Annotated in this window: 17 protein-coding genes; 6 read left to right on the forward strand and 11 right to left on the reverse strand. The window is 65.5% G+C overall.

The features are described 5' to 3' along the window. The first annotated feature begins 199 nt into the window (after nt 1–199). Both ACVWY5_RS18045 and ACVWY5_RS18050 read left to right on the forward strand, forming a co-directional pair. Nucleotides 200–628: a hypothetical protein gene (locus ACVWY5_RS18045; protein ID WP_026192810.1), complete on the forward strand. Its 429-nt coding sequence runs from the start codon at nt 200–202 to the stop codon at nt 626–628. Nucleotides 629–773: 145 nt separating this feature from the next. Further along, nucleotides 774–998 carry a hypothetical protein gene (locus ACVWY5_RS18050; RefSeq protein WP_028334027.1) on the forward strand — a complete coding sequence of 75 codons (225 nt, stop codon included), beginning with the start codon at nt 774–776 and terminating at the stop codon, nt 996–998. Here ACVWY5_RS18050 and ACVWY5_RS18055 read toward each other — a convergent pair. Then, a complete protein-coding gene (locus ACVWY5_RS18055) occupies nt 995–3,280 on the reverse strand; it encodes a ComEC/Rec2 family competence protein (RefSeq protein WP_028334026.1) in 2,286 nt (761 codons plus the stop codon). The two genes, ACVWY5_RS18050 and ACVWY5_RS18055, sit on opposite strands and share 4 nt — an antisense overlap. 433 nt (nt 3,281–3,713) lie before the next feature. On the opposite strand from ACVWY5_RS18055, the gene ACVWY5_RS18060 reads away from it, so the two are divergent. After that, nucleotides 3,714–5,042, forward strand: coding sequence for an MFS transporter (locus tag ACVWY5_RS18060; protein WP_028334025.1), 1,329 nt, complete (start codon nt 3,714–3,716; stop codon nt 5,040–5,042). Nucleotides 5,043–5,346: 304 nt separating this feature from the next. On the opposite strand, the gene ACVWY5_RS18065 is transcribed toward ACVWY5_RS18060, so the two are convergent. From ACVWY5_RS18065 to ACVWY5_RS18075, 3 genes are all read right to left on the reverse strand, one after another. Further along, the gene (locus ACVWY5_RS18065; protein WP_028334024.1) at nt 5,347–5,709 is read right to left on the reverse strand and encodes an SPW repeat protein; all 363 of its coding nucleotides are present in this window, start codon (nt 5,707–5,709) and stop codon (nt 5,347–5,349) included. A gap of 287 nt (nt 5,710–5,996) precedes the next feature. Next, on the reverse strand, nt 5,997–6,383 hold the full coding sequence (locus ACVWY5_RS18070; protein ID WP_028334023.1) for a YybH family protein: 387 nt from the start codon (nt 6,381–6,383) through the stop codon (nt 5,997–5,999). 45 nt (nt 6,384–6,428) lie between these two features. Further along, nucleotides 6,429–8,108: a glutamine--tRNA ligase/YqeY domain fusion protein gene (locus ACVWY5_RS18075; protein ID WP_038377430.1), complete on the reverse strand. Its 1,680-nt coding sequence runs from the start codon at nt 8,106–8,108 to the stop codon at nt 6,429–6,431. A gap of 177 nt (nt 8,109–8,285) precedes the next feature. Here ACVWY5_RS18075 and gltX point away from each other — a divergent pair, with 177 nt between their 5' ends. After that, a complete protein-coding gene (gltX, locus tag ACVWY5_RS18080) occupies nt 8,286–9,707 on the forward strand; it encodes a glutamate--tRNA ligase (RefSeq protein ID WP_028334021.1) in 1,422 nt (473 codons plus the stop codon). Between the two features lie 160 nt (nt 9,708–9,867). Beyond that, complete coding sequence (gene gltA, locus ACVWY5_RS18085) at nt 9,868–11,169, forward strand: citrate synthase (protein ID WP_028334020.1); 1,302 nt, start codon at nt 9,868–9,870, stop codon at nt 11,167–11,169. Between the two features lie 34 nt (nt 11,170–11,203). On the opposite strand, the gene ACVWY5_RS18090 is transcribed toward gltA, so the two are convergent. The 5 genes from ACVWY5_RS18090 to lpxA form a co-directional block, all read right to left on the reverse strand. Next, nucleotides 11,204–11,539 (reverse strand): ArsR/SmtB family transcription factor, encoded by a 336-nt coding sequence (locus tag ACVWY5_RS18090; protein ID WP_028334019.1) that lies wholly within the window; start codon nt 11,537–11,539, stop codon nt 11,204–11,206. Nucleotides 11,540–11,545: 6 nt separating this feature from the next. After that, complete coding sequence (locus ACVWY5_RS18095) at nt 11,546–12,205, reverse strand: SRPBCC family protein (protein WP_028334018.1); 660 nt, start codon at nt 12,203–12,205, stop codon at nt 11,546–11,548. Nucleotides 12,206–12,320: 115 nt separating this feature from the next. Beyond that, on the reverse strand, nt 12,321–13,499 hold the full coding sequence (lpxB, locus tag ACVWY5_RS18100; RefSeq protein ID WP_028334017.1) for a lipid-A-disaccharide synthase: 1,179 nt from the start codon (nt 13,497–13,499) through the stop codon (nt 12,321–12,323). Further along, a complete protein-coding gene (locus ACVWY5_RS18105; protein WP_038377445.1) occupies nt 13,499–14,356 on the reverse strand; it encodes an LpxI family protein in 858 nt (285 codons plus the stop codon). The genes lpxB and ACVWY5_RS18105 overlap by 1 nt, the downstream gene beginning before the upstream one ends. Before the next feature lie 19 nt (nt 14,357–14,375). Further along, entirely contained in the window at nt 14,376–15,170 is a 795-nt protein-coding gene (lpxA, locus tag ACVWY5_RS18110; protein ID WP_028334015.1) for an acyl-ACP--UDP-N-acetylglucosamine O-acyltransferase, read from the reverse strand. 147 nt (nt 15,171–15,317) lie between these two features. Between lpxA and ACVWY5_RS18115 the strand changes: the two genes are divergently transcribed. Beyond that, nucleotides 15,318–15,641, forward strand: coding sequence for a KTSC domain-containing protein (locus ACVWY5_RS18115; RefSeq protein WP_028334014.1), 324 nt, complete (start codon nt 15,318–15,320; stop codon nt 15,639–15,641). A gap of 72 nt (nt 15,642–15,713) precedes the next feature. Here ACVWY5_RS18115 and fabZ read toward each other — a convergent pair whose 3' ends face one another. Together fabZ and lpxD are read right to left on the reverse strand one after the other, a co-directional pair. After that, the gene (gene fabZ, locus ACVWY5_RS18120; RefSeq protein ID WP_016841580.1) at nt 15,714–16,172 is read right to left on the reverse strand and encodes a 3-hydroxyacyl-ACP dehydratase FabZ; all 459 of its coding nucleotides are present in this window, start codon (nt 16,170–16,172) and stop codon (nt 15,714–15,716) included. Next, the gene (gene lpxD / locus ACVWY5_RS18125; RefSeq protein ID WP_028334013.1) at nt 16,172–17,233 is read right to left on the reverse strand and encodes a UDP-3-O-(3-hydroxymyristoyl)glucosamine N-acyltransferase; all 1,062 of its coding nucleotides are present in this window, start codon (nt 17,231–17,233) and stop codon (nt 16,172–16,174) included. Before lpxD ends, fabZ begins: the two co-directional genes overlap by 1 nt. Nucleotides 17,234–17,253: the final 20 nt, after the last annotated feature.

The following is a 17,253-nucleotide window of genomic DNA, read 5'->3' on the forward strand; positions in this document are numbered from 1 at the left end:
ATAGTGTAGCGTACGGCCTGCCCGATGCGCTCCGATACCTCTCGCGCAGCGTCGCGTGTTTGTGATCGGAGCGATCTCGGACCAGTCGTACAATCGCCCAGAAACGAGCAGACGCTCGTTCGCTATCGTCCACTCTGGTAGAGGCCCTAATGCCTCAAGGAGAGGCACGGGTCGCTACCTCGAAATGAGGAGCCATCCGATGTGTGACTATAGTCTGCACGCCGTGGCATCGCGCCCCGCCATTGTCGGAGAGACGCTGATCACGACGACGTTCCGCGGCACGTCGACCCGCGGCTTTGCCTCGGAGAACGATCCCACTGTCGCGGTCTGCATGCTGCCGGGCACCGAGCTCGCTTTCGCCGAGAACGTTCGCTACGACAGCCGCTGGATCTGGACCAAGACGCTGAACTATCGCGTCGGCGTGTTCAACGAAGTCGAGCCCGACGTGCCCGATCGGCATCATGACGCGGTCGAATTCCCCGACGGCAGCCATGTGCTGGTGACCCAGCTGGTCGAGGGACAGCGCGTCAGCGTGCTGCAATTGCCGGCGCTGCATCCGCCGGTCGAGCAGAAGCCGAAGGTTGTGGAGCGGCGGCCCTCCGCATTCGCAACGCTGTTTTTGGGTTGAGCGCATCGTCGCCGCGGAATGAGCTGTTCGGCGGCGAATGACCTAAGCAATTTCGGGCGACCCCGGACTCCCGCTTCCGGGGCGCAGAAGGAGATTTGCGTCGGCCGGCGCCTTGGCGCATCATCGGGCACGGAGGACGTGCGCGGTGGTCGATAAGGTCACATGGCAAAAGGCTGGACGCGTCACGGAACCGGGCCGCTACCTGTTCCGGTTCGGTTGGCTGACGGTAACGGCCGACGACCTGAAAGTCTGGGAGCAATTTCCCGAGGCTTCCTTTACTCTCGTCAAGAAGCCCGACGCCCCCGACTCCGACGAATATCATCTCGGCCTGTTCGAGCTGCCAAGCGGCCCCTCGCCAGACCACAGCTAATCATCGCCCTGCAGATCGGTCTCAGCCGGCGTCGCATCCACCGCAGGCCGCGGCGCGGCGGCGGGCGCGCGTAGCGTCGTCTCGCTCTCGCCGTCGCCGGGAACCGCCGGCGACCACGGCCGGTCGATCCCGCCGGGCTTGACTGCATCGACGGCGTAGCCGTCCCTGATCCGTCGCAGCACCAGCGCGCCGTGGCGGCGCAGCCGCTCGGCATCGATCACCGATGCCGCGCAGCCCTGCGGCGCCGGCCGCGCCGTCACGATCAGGGCTGCGCGCTCGCAGTCGTCCGCCAGCGCCTCCGGCCGGGTCGCCAGCGCGACGAAGGCGCCGCCGGGTCCCTGGGTCACGCAGCCGCCGGCATCGCAGGAGACGCCCTCGCCGAGCGACGCATCGGTGGCGGTGCGCGCGTCGGCGTCCGCCGCCAGCCACTCCTTGACCAAAAATGCATCCTTGGCGCTGTGCATCAGATGCAGCCGTCCGTCACCGCCACGCACCGCGACGTTGCGGCCGTCGCCCGACACCAGCACGTCCGGTTGCGGCACCCTGAGCGCCCAGACCGAGGCCACCAGCAGCAGCACCGCGCCCGACCAGCGCAGCGGCGTGCGCAGCAGCCCGAGCAGGATGATGCCGGCACTCGCTGCGATCAGCGGCCCGATGCCGAACGCCGCCATGCGGCCGACCGCACCCGGGAGTGCGGCGACCCATTGCGTCACCAGGATCATCCAGTCGATGCCGAGACCCATGATCGCCCAGAACAGTCCATCGAAGCCGAACGGCATGGCGACGAGCCCGAGCAGGCCGGCCGGCATCACGACCGCCGAGACGACAGGCATCGCCGCGAGGTTGGCGAGCAGCCCGTAGGGCGTCACGCGATGGAAATGGAACGCGGCATAGGGCGTCGTCGCCAGCCCCGCCACCAGCGAGGCCAGCATCAGCATCGTGAGCTCGCGCCCGCCCCACAGCGCGACCCGCGCGGTTGCCGAATGGTCGGGCGACGCCAGCAGGTTCGGTAGCCCGATCTGCACCAGCGCCACCAGCCCGAGCGTCGCGGCAAACGACATCTGGAAACTGGGATGCACCAGCGCCTCCGGCGCGATCGCGAGCACGATCAGCGCCGCCACTGCCAGCGTCCGGAAGGTGATCGCGCGTCGGTCGACGATCACGGCGAGCAGCACCACGGCGGTCATGAAGAACGACCGTTGCGTCGCGACCTCCGCGCCCGACAGCAACAGATAGAACGCCGCGGCGACCAGCGCGGCCGCCGCGGCCCATTTCTTGATCGGATGCGCCGCCGTCAGCGCCGGAAACAGCGCAAGCAGCGCGCGCACCGCGAAGAACACGACGCCGGCGACCACGGCCATGTGGTAGCCGGAGATCGACAGCACATGGCCGAGCCCCGAGATGAACATCGCATCGTTGACCGGCGTCGAGATCGCATCGCGCCGGCCGGTGAGCAATGCGGTTGCGATCGCGCGCTGGTCGCCGTCGAGCGTGGTGCGAATCCGCGCGTCGATGGCGTCGCGCAGGCCCTGCATGAAGGCGGCGTAGCGCAGCGCAAAGCCGCCGGCCGCAGGCGGCTCCCTGGTCTTGACGGCGCCCATCACGAAGCCGGAGGCGCCGATGCCCTGGAAATAGAGGTCACGGCCGAAATCATAGGAGCCCGGGCGCTGCGGCCCGAGCGGCGGCAACAGCCGCGCCTTCAACTCAACGAAGCTGCCGACATCGGGCGCGGTGCCCTTCCTCACCGAGAGCCGGACCCGATCGAGCTTCGTCATGTCGCGCGGGCTCTCCATCGAAACCACGCGCAGCACGAAACGATCGGTCTTCTCGCGGATGTCGCGCGTCTCGACGAAGCCGGTCAGCGCCACCGAGAACATCGGCCGCGCCAGTACCGTGTGAGCGACGCGCGCCGTCTTCCAGGTCGCCGTCGCAAAACCCGCGGCCACCGCGGCAAGCAGCGCGATGACGGGAAACACGCTGCGCCGCCGCAGCAGCAGCGCCAGCAGGCAGAGCAGGATTGCGACGGTGGCCGCGACCGACAGCACCGGCTCGTGCTCGGCCGCGAAATAGAACGCGATGCCGGTGCCGAACGCCACCGGCACCCAGGGCAACAGGCGGCCCGCGCCAGCCTCGGCGCGCGCCCATTGCCGCAATGTCTCGACGAGAGGCTTCCAGATGCCGACGCGGGCCGGAAGAAAGCCGCCGGCCGGCGCGGCCGCGCGCGGCGGCCACGTCCCCGCGTAGCCGCGTTTGCCGCCCGGCGTCGTGCCCTGCTCCGCCATTCCGCTTGCGATCCCTGCCGGGCGGCAGGCTAGCGGATGGCCCCGTCACCCGACTAGCGGAACGGATGCAGAATACGGGCCGGCAACGCCCGGGTATCTGGATCGTCCTGCACCTTGCCTAGCTCGCGCCGGGCCGCAGCTGCCGCCTGCGTCAAATCGATCGAGCCGAAAGTCTCACTAAGATACAGATCACATTAGGAATAGACTGTCCCGATGCCTCCGCTCCCAAAGAGACCGGGATGAGGCAGTGACGGCTCGCGGCACTTGAAGGCCGCTGGAGCTCCTCTCAGGTGGCCACAACTCCCCTGAGATCAGGCGTTGCGGACGAACGCACAAAATCTCGCCTGTAACGCCGTGCACCACGCGCACTCCGCGAGCGGATAGATCGCTGAAAAACGCGAGGAGTAGCGTTTGCATTTGAGAGGAGCAGCACATGGCAATTCAAGTACCAAGCGATTTTCGCCGCGTGATTGTCGCTGCGTCAGTGGGAAACATCATTGAATGGTACGACTTTTATATTTTTGGCAGCCTGGCCGCGGTTCTGTCGGTCAAGTTCTTTGAGCAATCCCACCCCGTCGCAGCCCTGCTGAGCACGATCGCGCTGTTCACTGCGGGATTCCTGATCCGCCCGCTGGGGGCCTTCCTGTTCGGATGGATGGGCGATCGGGTCGGCCGCAAATATACATTCCTCATTACGCTGAGCGGAATGGGCCTGGGAACGGGAGCGATCGGACTGATCCCAACGTATCAGTCGATCGGCCTGACGGCCGCATTCATTCTGTTCGGCTTGCGGATGATCCAGGGTCTGTGCCTGGGCGGCGAATATGGCGGCGCCATCACCTACGTCGCCGAACATGTTCCGGACGACAGGCGCGGCTACTACACGGGCTGGCTACAAACCTCGCCGACGCTGGGGATCGTGGTGTCGCTTGCGGTGATCGTTCTGACCCGAACCTGGGCCGGCAATCAGGCCTTTGACGAATGGGCCTGGCGCGTACCATTCCTGCTCTCGTTCCTGCTGGTGGCGATCGCCATCTACATCCGCCTGCAGCTCCAGGAGACGCCGATCTTCCAGGAGATCAAGGCACAGGGACAGATGACCAGGAATCCCTGGCGGGAAGCTTTCCTCAGCGCCAACATCAAGTACATCCTGATCGCTATCGTCGTCCTGATTGGACAGGGCGTGGTCTGGTACAGTGGTCAATTCTGGGCACTGTACTTCCTGCAGCAGGTCTCCAAGGTCGATGCGGTTACCTCGGCCTACATCGTGGGAGCGGCATTGTTGATCGCAACGCCGAGCCTGATCTTCTTTGGTTGGCTGTCGGACCAGATCGGCCGCAAGTCCGTGATCCTCGGAGGAATGCTGCTTGCCGCGATCACCTACTATCCGCTGTATCTGTGGCTCGGCATGGTCACGCAGCCGGGACACATCAACTATCCGGTGGCCGTCTTCATCATCTTCATCCTCGTCTGCTACGTCGGGATGGTGTACGGGCCGGTCGGCGCGTTCCTGGCGGAGTTTTTCCCGGCCAGGATCAGGTACACCTCGGTCTCGGTGCCGTATCATATCGGCAATGGTTGGGGCGGCGGATTGGTGCCGTTCATCACATCGGCCGCCTTCGCAGCGACCGGCAGCATCGGCTACGCGCTGATCTACCCGATTGTCGTTCCCGCGGTGTGCTTCGTGATCGCCGTTTTCATCATGCCCGAGACACGCAAGACCAGAATTTGGGAGCAGATCGAGGCGAAAGCCGCATCGTGACGGAGTCACCTTGCTGACGGGCGACTAGAGCCTCGTTCCGATGGGATCGGAACGGGGTCCTAGGATCTTGTTTTGACGCGTTTTCCTTACGCGAACCGGTTTCCACGTCGCTCGAAAACGCTCTCACCCTGCAGCGGGCGCCATGGCCGCCGTCCAGCGAGTGCGGGACGACGCTTCTGAAACCGTCTCTGGCGTGATGTGTCTGCAGAACCTGCATCGGCATGGAGGGGATTCCGCGCCACGCAAGTCCCCGCTCCGGCCGCCTTTGGTTGGCGGTCAGGCCAACGTCTCAGTCAGCTTCCTCTCAGCCAGCTCGGTGATGCCAGCGATCGTGCCACCAGGTGGCGAAATCACGATCCATCGCCAGCTCCCAGCACGCGAGCACGATCACCACGATGCCAGCGAGCACGCTGCTCGTCGTGACCGATCCCTGCTGGTAGCTGAACGTCCAGGGTGCCACCACCAGAGCCAACCCCATCAGCATCTCGCCCCATTCCTCCAGATAGGACGGAATGATGAATGCCTCCAGGGCGAACAGCACGACGCCCAATCCGAGCGCGATGGAGATCCAGAGAGCTGCCCCGGAAAAGCCCAGTGCAAACGGCGATGCGACCAGCCAGGCGCCTACCAACAGGCTGGCAGCATCCTGCCAGTGTTGAATGCGCATGATCCTCACCTCCTTCTTCCGAAGACATGGTGCGGCGCGGACAAAAAAGCATCTGTCCGACCTGCGATGTGTTGCCGCTGCTGATCCGCGGGCCGACGACCATGCTGCCGTCCGGGCGCCCGGAAGCCGCGCTCCGCAGCCTACGACCTTGGTCCCTCGTCGCAATGCAGCGCGATCCGGATAGCCTGCGAGTTGGGTGCAGCCGCGAGGCGCCCGGCCCCGCGCACCCTCCCTGACTACGAGGGCCCGCCGGCCCTCGACTTTTTGTGTCAGCTCCAGCGCTGAGCCTAGATCAGCGGTGTCTGCGACGAGACGTGGTGGCAGACGATCTTCCAGTCGCCGTCCTCGCGCGCGATCACCCAGGTGATCTTGACGGCGAGCGAGAGCGCATCGCCGTCAAGGAAGAATGACGCGATGCCCGCCATGTTGACGAGATCGGCGTTGACCCGTTCTGCGCTGACATCGCTGAACTGAACGCGCGGCGCGAGCCAGCGCGGCAGACCGTCAAAGTAGGCTTTGACGCCGTCGCGGCCGCGATACAGCGTCGGGTTCGAGCCGAAGAAGAACGCGCTCTTCGAATAGAGCGCGCTCAACGCATTCGCATCGAGCCTGCTGAAACCCGCCGACCATCTGGCGATGATGGCGGAGACGATCTCGTCGGATTCATCAGGCATCGATCCCCCCGTCTGCTTGTCCGCGCGGGACGCGCTTCCTCTCGGCTAGCCCTTGCCGCCGACTTCCTTGGCGAAGGTGTCGCGCAGGCCAATGGCGCGGTTGAACACCAGCCGGTCCGGCGTCGAATCCGCGTCGCGCACGAAATAACCCTGCCGCTCGAATTGCACCGGATCGGGCGAATTGCTCTCGGCGATCGCCGGCTCGACGCGCGCATCCTTCAGCACTTCGAGCGACTGCGGATTGAGGTCGGCGGCGAAATCGGCCGCGTTCGGGCTCGGATTGGCGAACAGCTGGTTGTAGATACGGATCTCCGCCGGCTTCGACTGCGCCGCCGGCAACCAGTGCATCGTCGCCTTGACCTTGCGGCCGTCGGGCGCATTGCCGCCCTTGGTCAAGGGATCGTAGGTCGCGCGGAGCTCGACGATCTCGCCGGCGTCGTTCTTCACCACGCCGGTGCACTTGATGAAGTAGGCATAGCGCAGCCGCACCTCATTGCCGGGCGAGAGGCGGTAGAACTTCTTCGGCGGATTCTCCATGAAGTCGTCGCGCTCGATATAGAGCTCGCGGCCGAACGCGATCTTACGGGTGCCGGCTTCCGGATTGTCGGGATGGTTGATCGCCTCGATCTCCTCGACCTGCCCTTCCGGATAATTCTCGATCACCACCTTGAGCGGCCGCAGCACCGCCATCCGGCGCAGCGCCGTGCGGTTCAGCTCCTCGCGGATGCAGAATTCGAGCATCCCGACATCGACCACGCTATTGGCCTTGGCGACGCCGATGCGCTTGATGAATTCGCGCACCGCCGCCGGCGGCACGCCGCGCCGCTTCAAGCCGGCAATGGTCGGCATGCGCGGATCGTCCCAGCCCGAGACGTGGCCGTCACGGACGAGCTGGGTCAGCACGCGCTTGGACAGCAGCGTATAGGTCAGGTTGAGCCGTGCCATTTCGTACTGGCGCGGCTTCGAAGGCACCGGCAGCTTGTCGAGCAGCCACTCATAGAGCGGGCGGTGATCCTCGAACTCCAGCGTGCAGATCGAATGGGTGATGCCCTCGATCGCGTCCGACTGGCCGTGCGCGTAGTCGTAGCTCGGATAGATCGACCACTTGTCGCCGGTGCGCGGATGATGGGCGTGCAGAATGCGGTAGAGCACCGGATCGCGCAGGTTGATGTTGCCGGCGGCCATGTCGATCTTGGCGCGCAGCACGCGGGCGCCGTTCGAGAACTCTCCGGCCTTCATGCGGCGGAACAGGTCGAGGTTCTCCTCGACCGAGCGGTCGCGGAACGGCGAGTTCTTGCCGGGTTCGGTCAGCGTGCCGCGGGAAGTGCGGATCTCCTCCTGCGACTGATCGTCGACATAGGCATAGCCGGCCTTGATCAGGCCCTCGGCCCAATCGTACAGGCGCTCGAAATAGTCCGACGCATAGAACAGGTTGGCTCCCCAGTCGTAGCCGAGCCAATGGACGTCGGCCTGGATGGAGTCGATGTACTCCTGCTCCTCCTTGGTCGGATTGGTGTCATCGAAGCGCAAATTGCACTGGCCGCCGAACTCCTGCGCGATGCCGAAATTCAGGGCGATCGACTTGGCGTGGCCGATATGCAGGTAGCCGTTCGGCTCCGGCGGGAAACGGGTCACGATCCGGTCGTGCTTGTGGGAGGAGAGATCGGCCTGGACGATGTCGCGGATGAAGTCGCGCCCTGCCTCTGCCGTCGTGTCAGTCGTCATCAAAGGGTTCCCTGGAGGAGTCAGCTCAACCTTCTGCCAAATTCGTGCCGTCCGGCCAAGCCTGGTTTCAAGTCTGGTTTGAGGCCTGGTTTGGTGGGCAAAAGGTCAGCCGGGGGTTTAGTTATGTTCGGTTCCTGATATACACCACCGCCGTCTCAGCATACGTCCCGCTCGATCATGACCAAACCCGTCGTTACCCGCTTCGCCCCCTCTCCGACCGGCTTCCTCCATATTGGAGGTGCCCGCACCGCGCTGTTCAACTGGCTCTATGCCAGGAAGCTCGGCGGCAAGATGCTGCTCCGGATCGAGGACACCGACCGTGAACGCTCGACCAAGGAGGCGATCGACGCCATCCTGGACGGCCTGAAGTGGCTCGAGCTCGATTGGGACGGCGAGGTCATCTACCAGTTCAGCCGCGCCGCCCGCCATCGCGAGGTCGCCGAGAGCCTGCTCGCCGCCGGGCGCGCCTATTACTGCTATGCCTCGCCGGAAGAGCTCACCGCGATGCGCGAGAAGGCGCGCGCCGAGGGCCGCACCCGCCTCTATGACGGCATGTGGCGCGACCGCGATCCGGCCACCGCGCCCGATGGCATCAAGCCGACCATCCGCCTCAAGGCGCCGCAGACCGGCGAAACCGTGATCGAGGACCAGGTGCAGGGCCGCGTGGTCTGGCAGAACGAGAACCTCGACGACCTCGTCCTGCTGCGCGGCGACGGCACCCCGACCTACATGCTCGCGGTCGTGGTCGACGACCACGATATGGGCGTCACTCACATCATCCGCGGCGACGACCACCTGATCAACGCCGCGCGTCAGAAGCAGATCTACGACGCGCTGGAGTGGGAACTGCCGAGCATGTCCCACATTCCGCTGATCCACGGTCCCGACGGCTCGAAACTGTCGAAGCGCCATGGTGCGCTCGGCGTCGACGCCTACCGCGCGCTCGGCTACCTGCCGGCCGCCTTGCGCAACTACCTGGTCCGGCTCGGCTGGAGCCATGGCGATCAGGAAATCTTCTCGACCCAGGAAATGATCGACGCGTTCGACCTCTCGGGTATCGGCCGCTCTGCGGCGCGGTTCGATTTCGCCAAGCTGGAAAACCTCAACGGTCACTATATCCGGCAGAGCGACGATCAATCCCTCGTGACCCAGTTCGAGAGCGTGCTGGATTATGTTCCCGAGGGTGCCGCGCTGAAGGCCAAGCTCAACGACACCACCCGCGCGCAATTGCTGCGGGCGATGCCGAGCCTGAAGGAGCGCGCCAAGACGCTGATCGAGCTGATCGCGGGCGCCTATTTCATCTTCGCCGATCGTCCGCTCGCGCTCGATCCGAAAGCTGTGGCGCTGCTGACGCCGGAAACGCGCGCGTTGATCGGCCGCCTGCGCACCGCGCTGGAAGCCGTCAACGACTGGACGGCGGAAACCACCGAGACCGCGATGCGGAATTTCGCCGAGCAGAACAACCTGAAACTCGGCGCCGTCGCCCAGCCGCTGCGGGTGGCTCTGACGGGACGTACGACGTCGCCGGGCATATTCGACGTGCTGGCGGTGCTGGGACGCCAGGAGTGCCTTGCCCGCCTCGCCGATCAGGCGGCGTGATCCTGCATGGACCCCCTCCAGGGTCCATCTTGCAGCGCACATGGCAATGAGCTACCCAATCCCGGACGCTTTCTCCACAAGCCGTTCCGCCCCGCCATGGGCCGCAATTTAGCGACTGGGCAAGGTCGGTTTTCGCAACGAATTCATCGGGGATATCACGATGGACGCAAAATCCAGCAAGACAGCCACACTCACCATCGGCAACAAGAACTACGATTTCCCGATCCTGAGCGGCACGGTTGGGCCTGATGTCATCGACATCGCCAAGCTCTACGGCCAGGCCGGGGTGTTCACCTACGACCCCGGCTTCACCTCGACCGGCAGCTGCCAGTCGAAGATCACCTACATCGACGGCGACGCCGGCGTGCTCGAATACCGCGGCTATCCGATCGAGCAGCTCGCCGAGCACGGCGACTTCCTCGAGACCTGCTACCTGCTGCTGTACGGGGATCTTCCGACCCCGGCGCAGAAGAAGGACTTCGACCATCGCGTGATCCATCACACGATGGTGCATGAGCAGATGGCGCGGTTCTTCCAGGGCTTCCGCCGCGACGCTCATCCGATGGCGATCATGGTCGCCGCTGTCGGCGCGCTGGCCGCGTTCTATCACGACTCCACCGACATCAACGATCCGCGGCAGCGGATGATCGCCTCGATGCGCATGATCGCGAAGGTGCCGACGCTGGCGGCGATGGCCTACAAGTACACCGTCGGTCAGCCCTTCATCTATCCGAAGAACTCGCTCTCGTTTGCCGAGAACTTCCTCAACATGTGCTTCGCGGTGCCCTGCGAGGACTACAAGATCAACCCGGTGCTCGCCGACGCACTCGACAAGATCTTCATCCTGCACGCGGACCACGAGCAGAACGCCTCGACCTCGACGGTGCGCATTGCCGGCTCCTCGGGCGCCAACCCGTTCGCCTGCATCGCGGCCGGCATCGCCTGCCTGTGGGGCCCGGCGCATGGCGGCGCCAACGAAGCCGCGCTCAACATGCTCTACGGCATCGGCAAGGTCGAAAACATTCCGGACTTCATCGCCAAGGTGAAGGACAAGAACAGCGAAGTTCGCCTGATGGGCTTCGGCCACCGCGTCTACAAGAACTACGATCCGCGCGCCAAGATCATGCAGAAGATGTGTCACGCGGTGCTGAAGGAGACCGGCCACGGCGACGATCCGATGCTCAAGGTCGCGATGGAGCTCGAGAAGATCGCGCTCAGCGACCCCTACTTCATCGATCGCAAGCTCTACCCGAACGTCGACTTTTATTCGGGCATCACGCTGAAGGCGATGGGCTTCCCGGTCTCGATGTTCACCGTGCTGTTCGCGGTCGCCCGCACCGTCGGCTGGATCAGCCAGTGGAGCGAGATGATCGAGGATCCGCAGCAGAAGATCGGCCGTCCGCGCCAGCTCTACACCGGCGTCGCACGCCGCGACTATGTGCAGATCGACAAGCGCAAGTAAGCTGCATCGCTGAAGAGAATCCGGGACGGCGCCATCATTCCTGTTGGCGCCGTTTTCGTTTGCCCCGCGCAACTTCGGTCGCGATCGCGTCAAGGCGCGGCAGCCAGAACGCCCTGAACCGGTCGAGCCAGTCGTCGACCTCGCGCAGCCGCGCCGGCTCCACGGCATAGATGCGGCGCGTGCCCTCGGCGCGCACCGACGCGAAACCGGCGTCCCGCAAGATCCGCAGCTGCTGCGAGACCGCCGACTGGGTGATGCCGAATTCGCGCTGCACGACGGCGACGACATCACCCGAACTGTGCTCGCCGGTCGCAAGCAGTTCCAGGATGCGGCGGCGGACGGGATCGCCGAGGATGTCGAAGGCGTGCACCTTTCGCTAGCCTCCGCTCCCCGGCTCCGGCTCGCCGCAATAGGCCGCCGTGGTGTTTGCGGCCGATCTGCGCGCCGCAGTCTCCTCGGTGCCCGCCGCGATCGAGGCGCTGCACCAGTCCTCGCTGGCGCGGCGGATGAATTCCTTGCCGTCGTCGGTGGCTGGCCACGCCGACGCGGCGGCGCGGTCGAATTCCTCGCCGGGCGGCATGGCCAGATAGAGCGCGAGCCCGAGCAGCGCGAGATCCCAGCCGACGCCGACCGCACCGGCCCCGTAGCGATCCCAGAAGTCGCCCTCGATCACCGAGAGGTGTTCCAATTCCAGGCGCGTGGCGTCCGGGCCATTCTCGGCCAGCGTCACGGTAACCCAGCTGACCGTGTCCATGGACTCCCAGGTGACGGCAAGCCGGCGCGGCGGCTCACACGTCGTGATCTCGCCGCCCGCATGGCCATGGAACTGATAGCGGCCGCCAAGCTTCAGGTCGCCCGAGATCGGCAGGAACCAGCGCGGAATGCGTTCGGGGTTGGTCAGCACATCCCAGAGATCGGCGGTGTCGGTGTCGTAGCTGCGGGTCGCGATCACCGCCCGCGCCGGCTTGCCGTCGCGTTCCCGGAACGCGACTTCGCGAATGACGGCTCCGACATAGGCGACCGGGTCGATCTTCATGGCAGGCTCCGTATCTATATTAGCTATTGCTAATATTAATACGGTCTAAATATTCAGCGCAAGCGGGATCGTTGCGGCGGGATGTCGCCACTGAACGAGGAACACCATCGATTGGCTAGGTCGAACGGCGTCCCATCTCCGCCAACACGATGGCGGCGGCGCGGACGCTCGGCGGCTGGTCGCCGGTCGACATCTTCCCGTCCATCGTCGCGAACCCCACGAGCTGCCGCAGACGATCGGGCGAATCCGCAAGCACGTCGCCCAGCGCGGCCGCGAGCTTGTCCGGCGTGCAGTCCTCCTGCAGGAACTCGGGAATGATATCGCTGCCGATCACGAGATTGGCGAGGATCACCGAGGACACCCGGATCGCGCGGCGCAGGATGAACGCCTCGGCGGCGCCGACGCGATAGGCCGTCACCATGGGAATCCCCGACAGCGCGAGCTCCAGCGTCACCGTGCCCGACTTCGCGAGCGCAGCGCGGGCGACACGGAACGCGGCGCGCTTCTCGGTCTCGCCGATCGCGAGCCGCGGCGCGACGGGCCACGACGCGACACCCTCGCGCACCATCGCCTCGAGATGCGGCATGGTGGGAAGCACAAGCTCGAACGGCGTTTGCTTGTTGAGCTGGCCGAGCGCCGTGCCGAACAGTGCGAGATGATGCCTGATCTCGCTGCGCCGGCTTCCGGGCAATACCAGCAGCACCGGAGGCTGCGCATCGCGCCGCTTCTGCTCGTCCTCGTTCGGCCGCAGCGAGGCGAGCTGCTCGGTCAGGGGATGGCCGACATAGCTGCACGGCGGACCCTGCAGCTTGCGATATTCCTCCGGCTCGAACGGCAGCAGCGCAAGCACATGATCGACATAGCCCCGCATCGCGCGCGCCCTGCCCGGCCGCCAGGCCCAGACCGACGGCGACACGTAATCGACGATCGGAATGTTCGGGTTGCGGGCGCGGACGCGACGGGCGACGCGGTGGGTGAAATCGGGGCTGTCGATAATGACGAGCATGTCAGGCGCGTCGGCGAGCACGGCATCGGCCGTGCGCCGGATCAATCGCAGGATTTTCGGCAACTGCTTCACGACGGCGGCAAAGCCCATGATCGAGAGCTCTTCGATCGGAAACAGCGGGGCGATTCCCTGAGCAGTCATCGCCCGGCCGCCGACGCCGGAAAACTGCACGGCATCGCCGAGCCGTTGGCGCAGCACCTGCATCAACGCCGCGCCGAGGCGGTCGCCGGATTCCTCGGTCGCGATGAGGAAGATCTTGCGAGCGGTGCTGGGGCTGCGCACCTGCATCAGCCCGCCAGCCCGATGACAAACAGCCCCCTGGCGTCGGCGGCCTCGACCAGGGCCTGCGGCTCGGCGGCCAGCGTGTTGCCGGCGATCACGGCGATGCCGGCGATACCGGCTGCTGCCGCGCCCTCGACCGTCCGCGGGCCGATGGTCGGCAGATCGAAGCGCAGATCCTGCCGGCTCTTCGGCGCCTTCACCAGCACGCCGCGGCCGGCCTTGGCGCGAATGCGGCCCTCGGCGCGCAGCCGCGCCACGCGCGCGAGCAGCCCGTCGGTGCCCTCGATATCCTCGACCGCCACCACATGACCGTCGATCACCACGGCCGCCTGACCGATGTCGAACGGGCCGAGCGCGTCGAGCACGCCGCGTCCGCGCGCGATATCGGCGAGCGCCGTGCTGTCGGGCGCCGCGCGCGTCACGGCGCCCTCCGGCATCAGCAGATCGGGCGCGACATCCTTGATCCCGACCATGCGGAAGCCCTGCTGCTCGAGGATGCGGCCGACGCTCGACAGCAAATGATCGTCGCCGCCGCGAAATGCGCGCACGACGTGGCCGAGCAGGCGCAGCGTGCCCCAGTCGAGCCGGATCTCCGACAGCGCGGGCCGCACCAGGGTGCCGATGAAGATCAGATCGCGGCAGCCTTCGTCGCGGAACAGCCGGGTCGCCCGCCCGAGCTGGCCGACCGAGATCCAGCGGTGACGAAACCGCTGCGCCCGCGCCGGATCGCAGGCGCCGCGCAGCGCGAACAGCACCGGCGTGATGCCGCGCGCAACCAGGGAGTCGGCGACCGCGAACGGCATGGCGCCGCCACCGGCGATGACGCCGACCGGCGAGGAAAGCGAGGGAGCCGCTGACGTCATGCTGGCGGCCATCCCCTGCTCAATTGGTATCGGCGGGAAGGCAGAGCGGGCGCAGCTTGCCGCCCTCGATGAAGGCCAGGATTTCCGCAATCGCGGGATCCTCGCCCGCCAGCGGCTGCACCGAAGCCAGCCGTTCGGCGAAGATGCCGGGACCGTGGAACAGCTTTTGATAGAACGCGCGCACCGTCGCCAGCCGCGCCTTGGTGAACTGGCGGCGCCGCATGCCGATGATGTTGAGTCCTTCGAGAACCGCGTACTGACCGTTGGCGAGGCCGAAGGGGATGATGTCGCCGCGGACGCCGCAAACGCCACCGATCATCACCTGCGAGCCGACGCGGGTGAACTGGTGCACAGCCGACAGGCCCCCGATGTAGACGAAGTCGCCGATCTCGCAGTGGCCGCCGAGCGTCGCCGACGTCGCGAAGATCACGCCATTGCCGACCATGCAGTCATGGCCGACATGGCTGTTGTTCATGAAGAAGCCGCGATCGCCGACGCGCGTGAGCCCGCCGCCCTTGACCGTGCCGACATTCATCGTCACGCCCTCGCGGATCGTGCAGGCTTCGCCGACTTCGAGGCGGGTCGGCTCGCCGCGATAGCTGAGATCCTGCGGCGGCCCGCCGAGCGCCGCGAACGGGGAGATGATGCAGCCGGCGCCGATCCTGGTATGCCCGCTGATCGTGACATGCGCGATCAGCTTGCAGTTCTCACCGAGCACGACATTGGGGCCGACGATGCAGTACGGACCGATCTCGGTGCCGGCCCCGATCACAGCGCCATCGGCAATCCGCGCAGTCGGGTCGATCATGCTCATGAAGTTTCGGTCCGGAATTCGTTAATGGCGCCAAGGTGCTATCGAGGCGCCAGGCTGTCGATTGGGGCGGTCGTTAGCGCGACTTTGCCCGCCCTGTCCAGTGACGTATGATGACGGCCTGTTGCAAGAGAAGGTCGCAACCGATCCATGGTCCGGGCCGCCGCGCTGATCCTCAGCCTGCTCTCTGCGCCAATCGGCCCGGAGACGGTCGATCTCGGCCACAGCACGGCGGTCGATCTCTCGAGCTTCGAATGCCGCGATATCAACCGCAGCACGATCGTCCAGCGGGTCTGCTACAGCACGAATCAGCGCACGCTGCTGGTCGCGGTCAGAGGCAGCTACCAGCACTATTGCAGCGTCCCTGCCGAAACCTACGATGCGCTGATGAACGCGCCGTCGATGGGCGTGTTCCTCAATCGCGTCCTGCGGATCGCGGGCGCAGACGGCCGCTACACCTGCACAACGTCATGAGCTCGGCGCGGCCAGGGTTTTCTTGACGCGTTTTCTTCACGCGAACCGGAATCCACTTCGCTCGAAAACGCTCTAATCCGTCAGCATCGCACCGACATCGGCCTCGGCGACGACCTGGCCGTTGACCTTGGCATCGCCGTGAAACCACCACATCGTCTTGCGCCGGCCGAGCGAGCGCATGTGATACTCGATGGTGTCGCCGGGCATCACCGGCTTCCTGAACTTGCACTTGTCGATGGTGAGGAAATACACCGCGCGCGGCTTCTCGGTGCCCTCGACCGACTTGATGCCGATGACGCCGGCGGTCTGGGCCATCGCCTCGATCATCATCACGCCGGGGTAGACCGGGCGGTCCGGGAAGTGGCCCTGGAACGGCGGCTCGTTGAAGGTGACGTTCTTGATGCCGATGCCGCTGTAGTCGGTGCGGATCTTGATCACACGGTCGATCAGCAACATCGGAAAGCGATGCGGAAGCGTCTTCAGGATATCGTTGATATCCACGAGCTCGAATTTGACCGGTGCCTCCTCCATCACTCCTGTTCCTTGCCTTTGGCTTCGTTGTCGCGCACCAGGCGCTCCACCGCGAGAATCTCCCTGAACCACTGCCTGGTCGGCTTGGCGAAATGCCCGCCCCACCGACCGTTAGCCGGGATGTCGTCCTTGACCGCGCTCATTGCCGTCACCTGGGCGCCGTCGCCGATCTTCAGGTGGTTGTTGATGCCCACCTTCGCGCCGAGCGCGACATTGTCGCCGATGGTCAGGCTGCCGGCGAGCCCGATCTGGGCTGCCAGCAGGCAGTGCCGGCCGATCGTCACATTGTGGCCGATCTGGACCTGGTTGTCGATTTTGGTGCCCTCGCCGATCACGGTGTCGCGCAGGGAACCGCGGTCGATGGTCGAGGCTGCGCCGACCTCGACATTGTTCTGGATCACCACGCGGCCGGTCTGCGGCACCTTCACGTGGCCGGCCGGCCCGAAGAAGATGAAGCCGTAGCCGTCCTGGCCGATATTGCAGCCGGGATGGATCAGGACGTTGTTGCCGATCAGCGCGAACTGGATGGTGGTCTTGGCGCCGACATTGCAGTCGCGGCCGATCTTGACGTCGGCCCCGATCACCGCGCCGGCGCCGATGATGGTGCCAGAGCCGATCTCGACCCGCGGACCGATCACGACCAGCGGATCGACGATGACGCCGTCCTCCAGGCGCGCGGTGGGATCGATGATCGCCGACGGCGCGATGCCCTCGGTGTCGAACCAGGATTGCGGCCGCAGGGCATCGGCGTGCCATTCACGGGCGAGCTCGACGAACACCTGGAACGGCTTCGCCGCCCGCAGCACGGCGGTGCCCTTCGGCACTTGTGCCTCGAAGCGCGGGCTGACCAGACACGCCCCGGCCTTGGTCGCGGCAAGCTGGTCGGCGTATTTCAGATTGTCGAAAAAGGCGAGATGCATCGGACCGGCCTCGTCGAGCGAGGCCAGCCCCCTGATCTGAAGCGCACCCCTTTCGGGGTCGACCAGTTGCGCCTTCGTCAGCGCGGCTATTTCAGCCAGCGATGACGAAGGAGGACTCTTGAAGAAGATCGGCTGCGCCATTCCATCCGTCGCAGTCCGGT

Source organism: Bradyrhizobium sp. USDA 3256 (assembly GCF_054058275.1).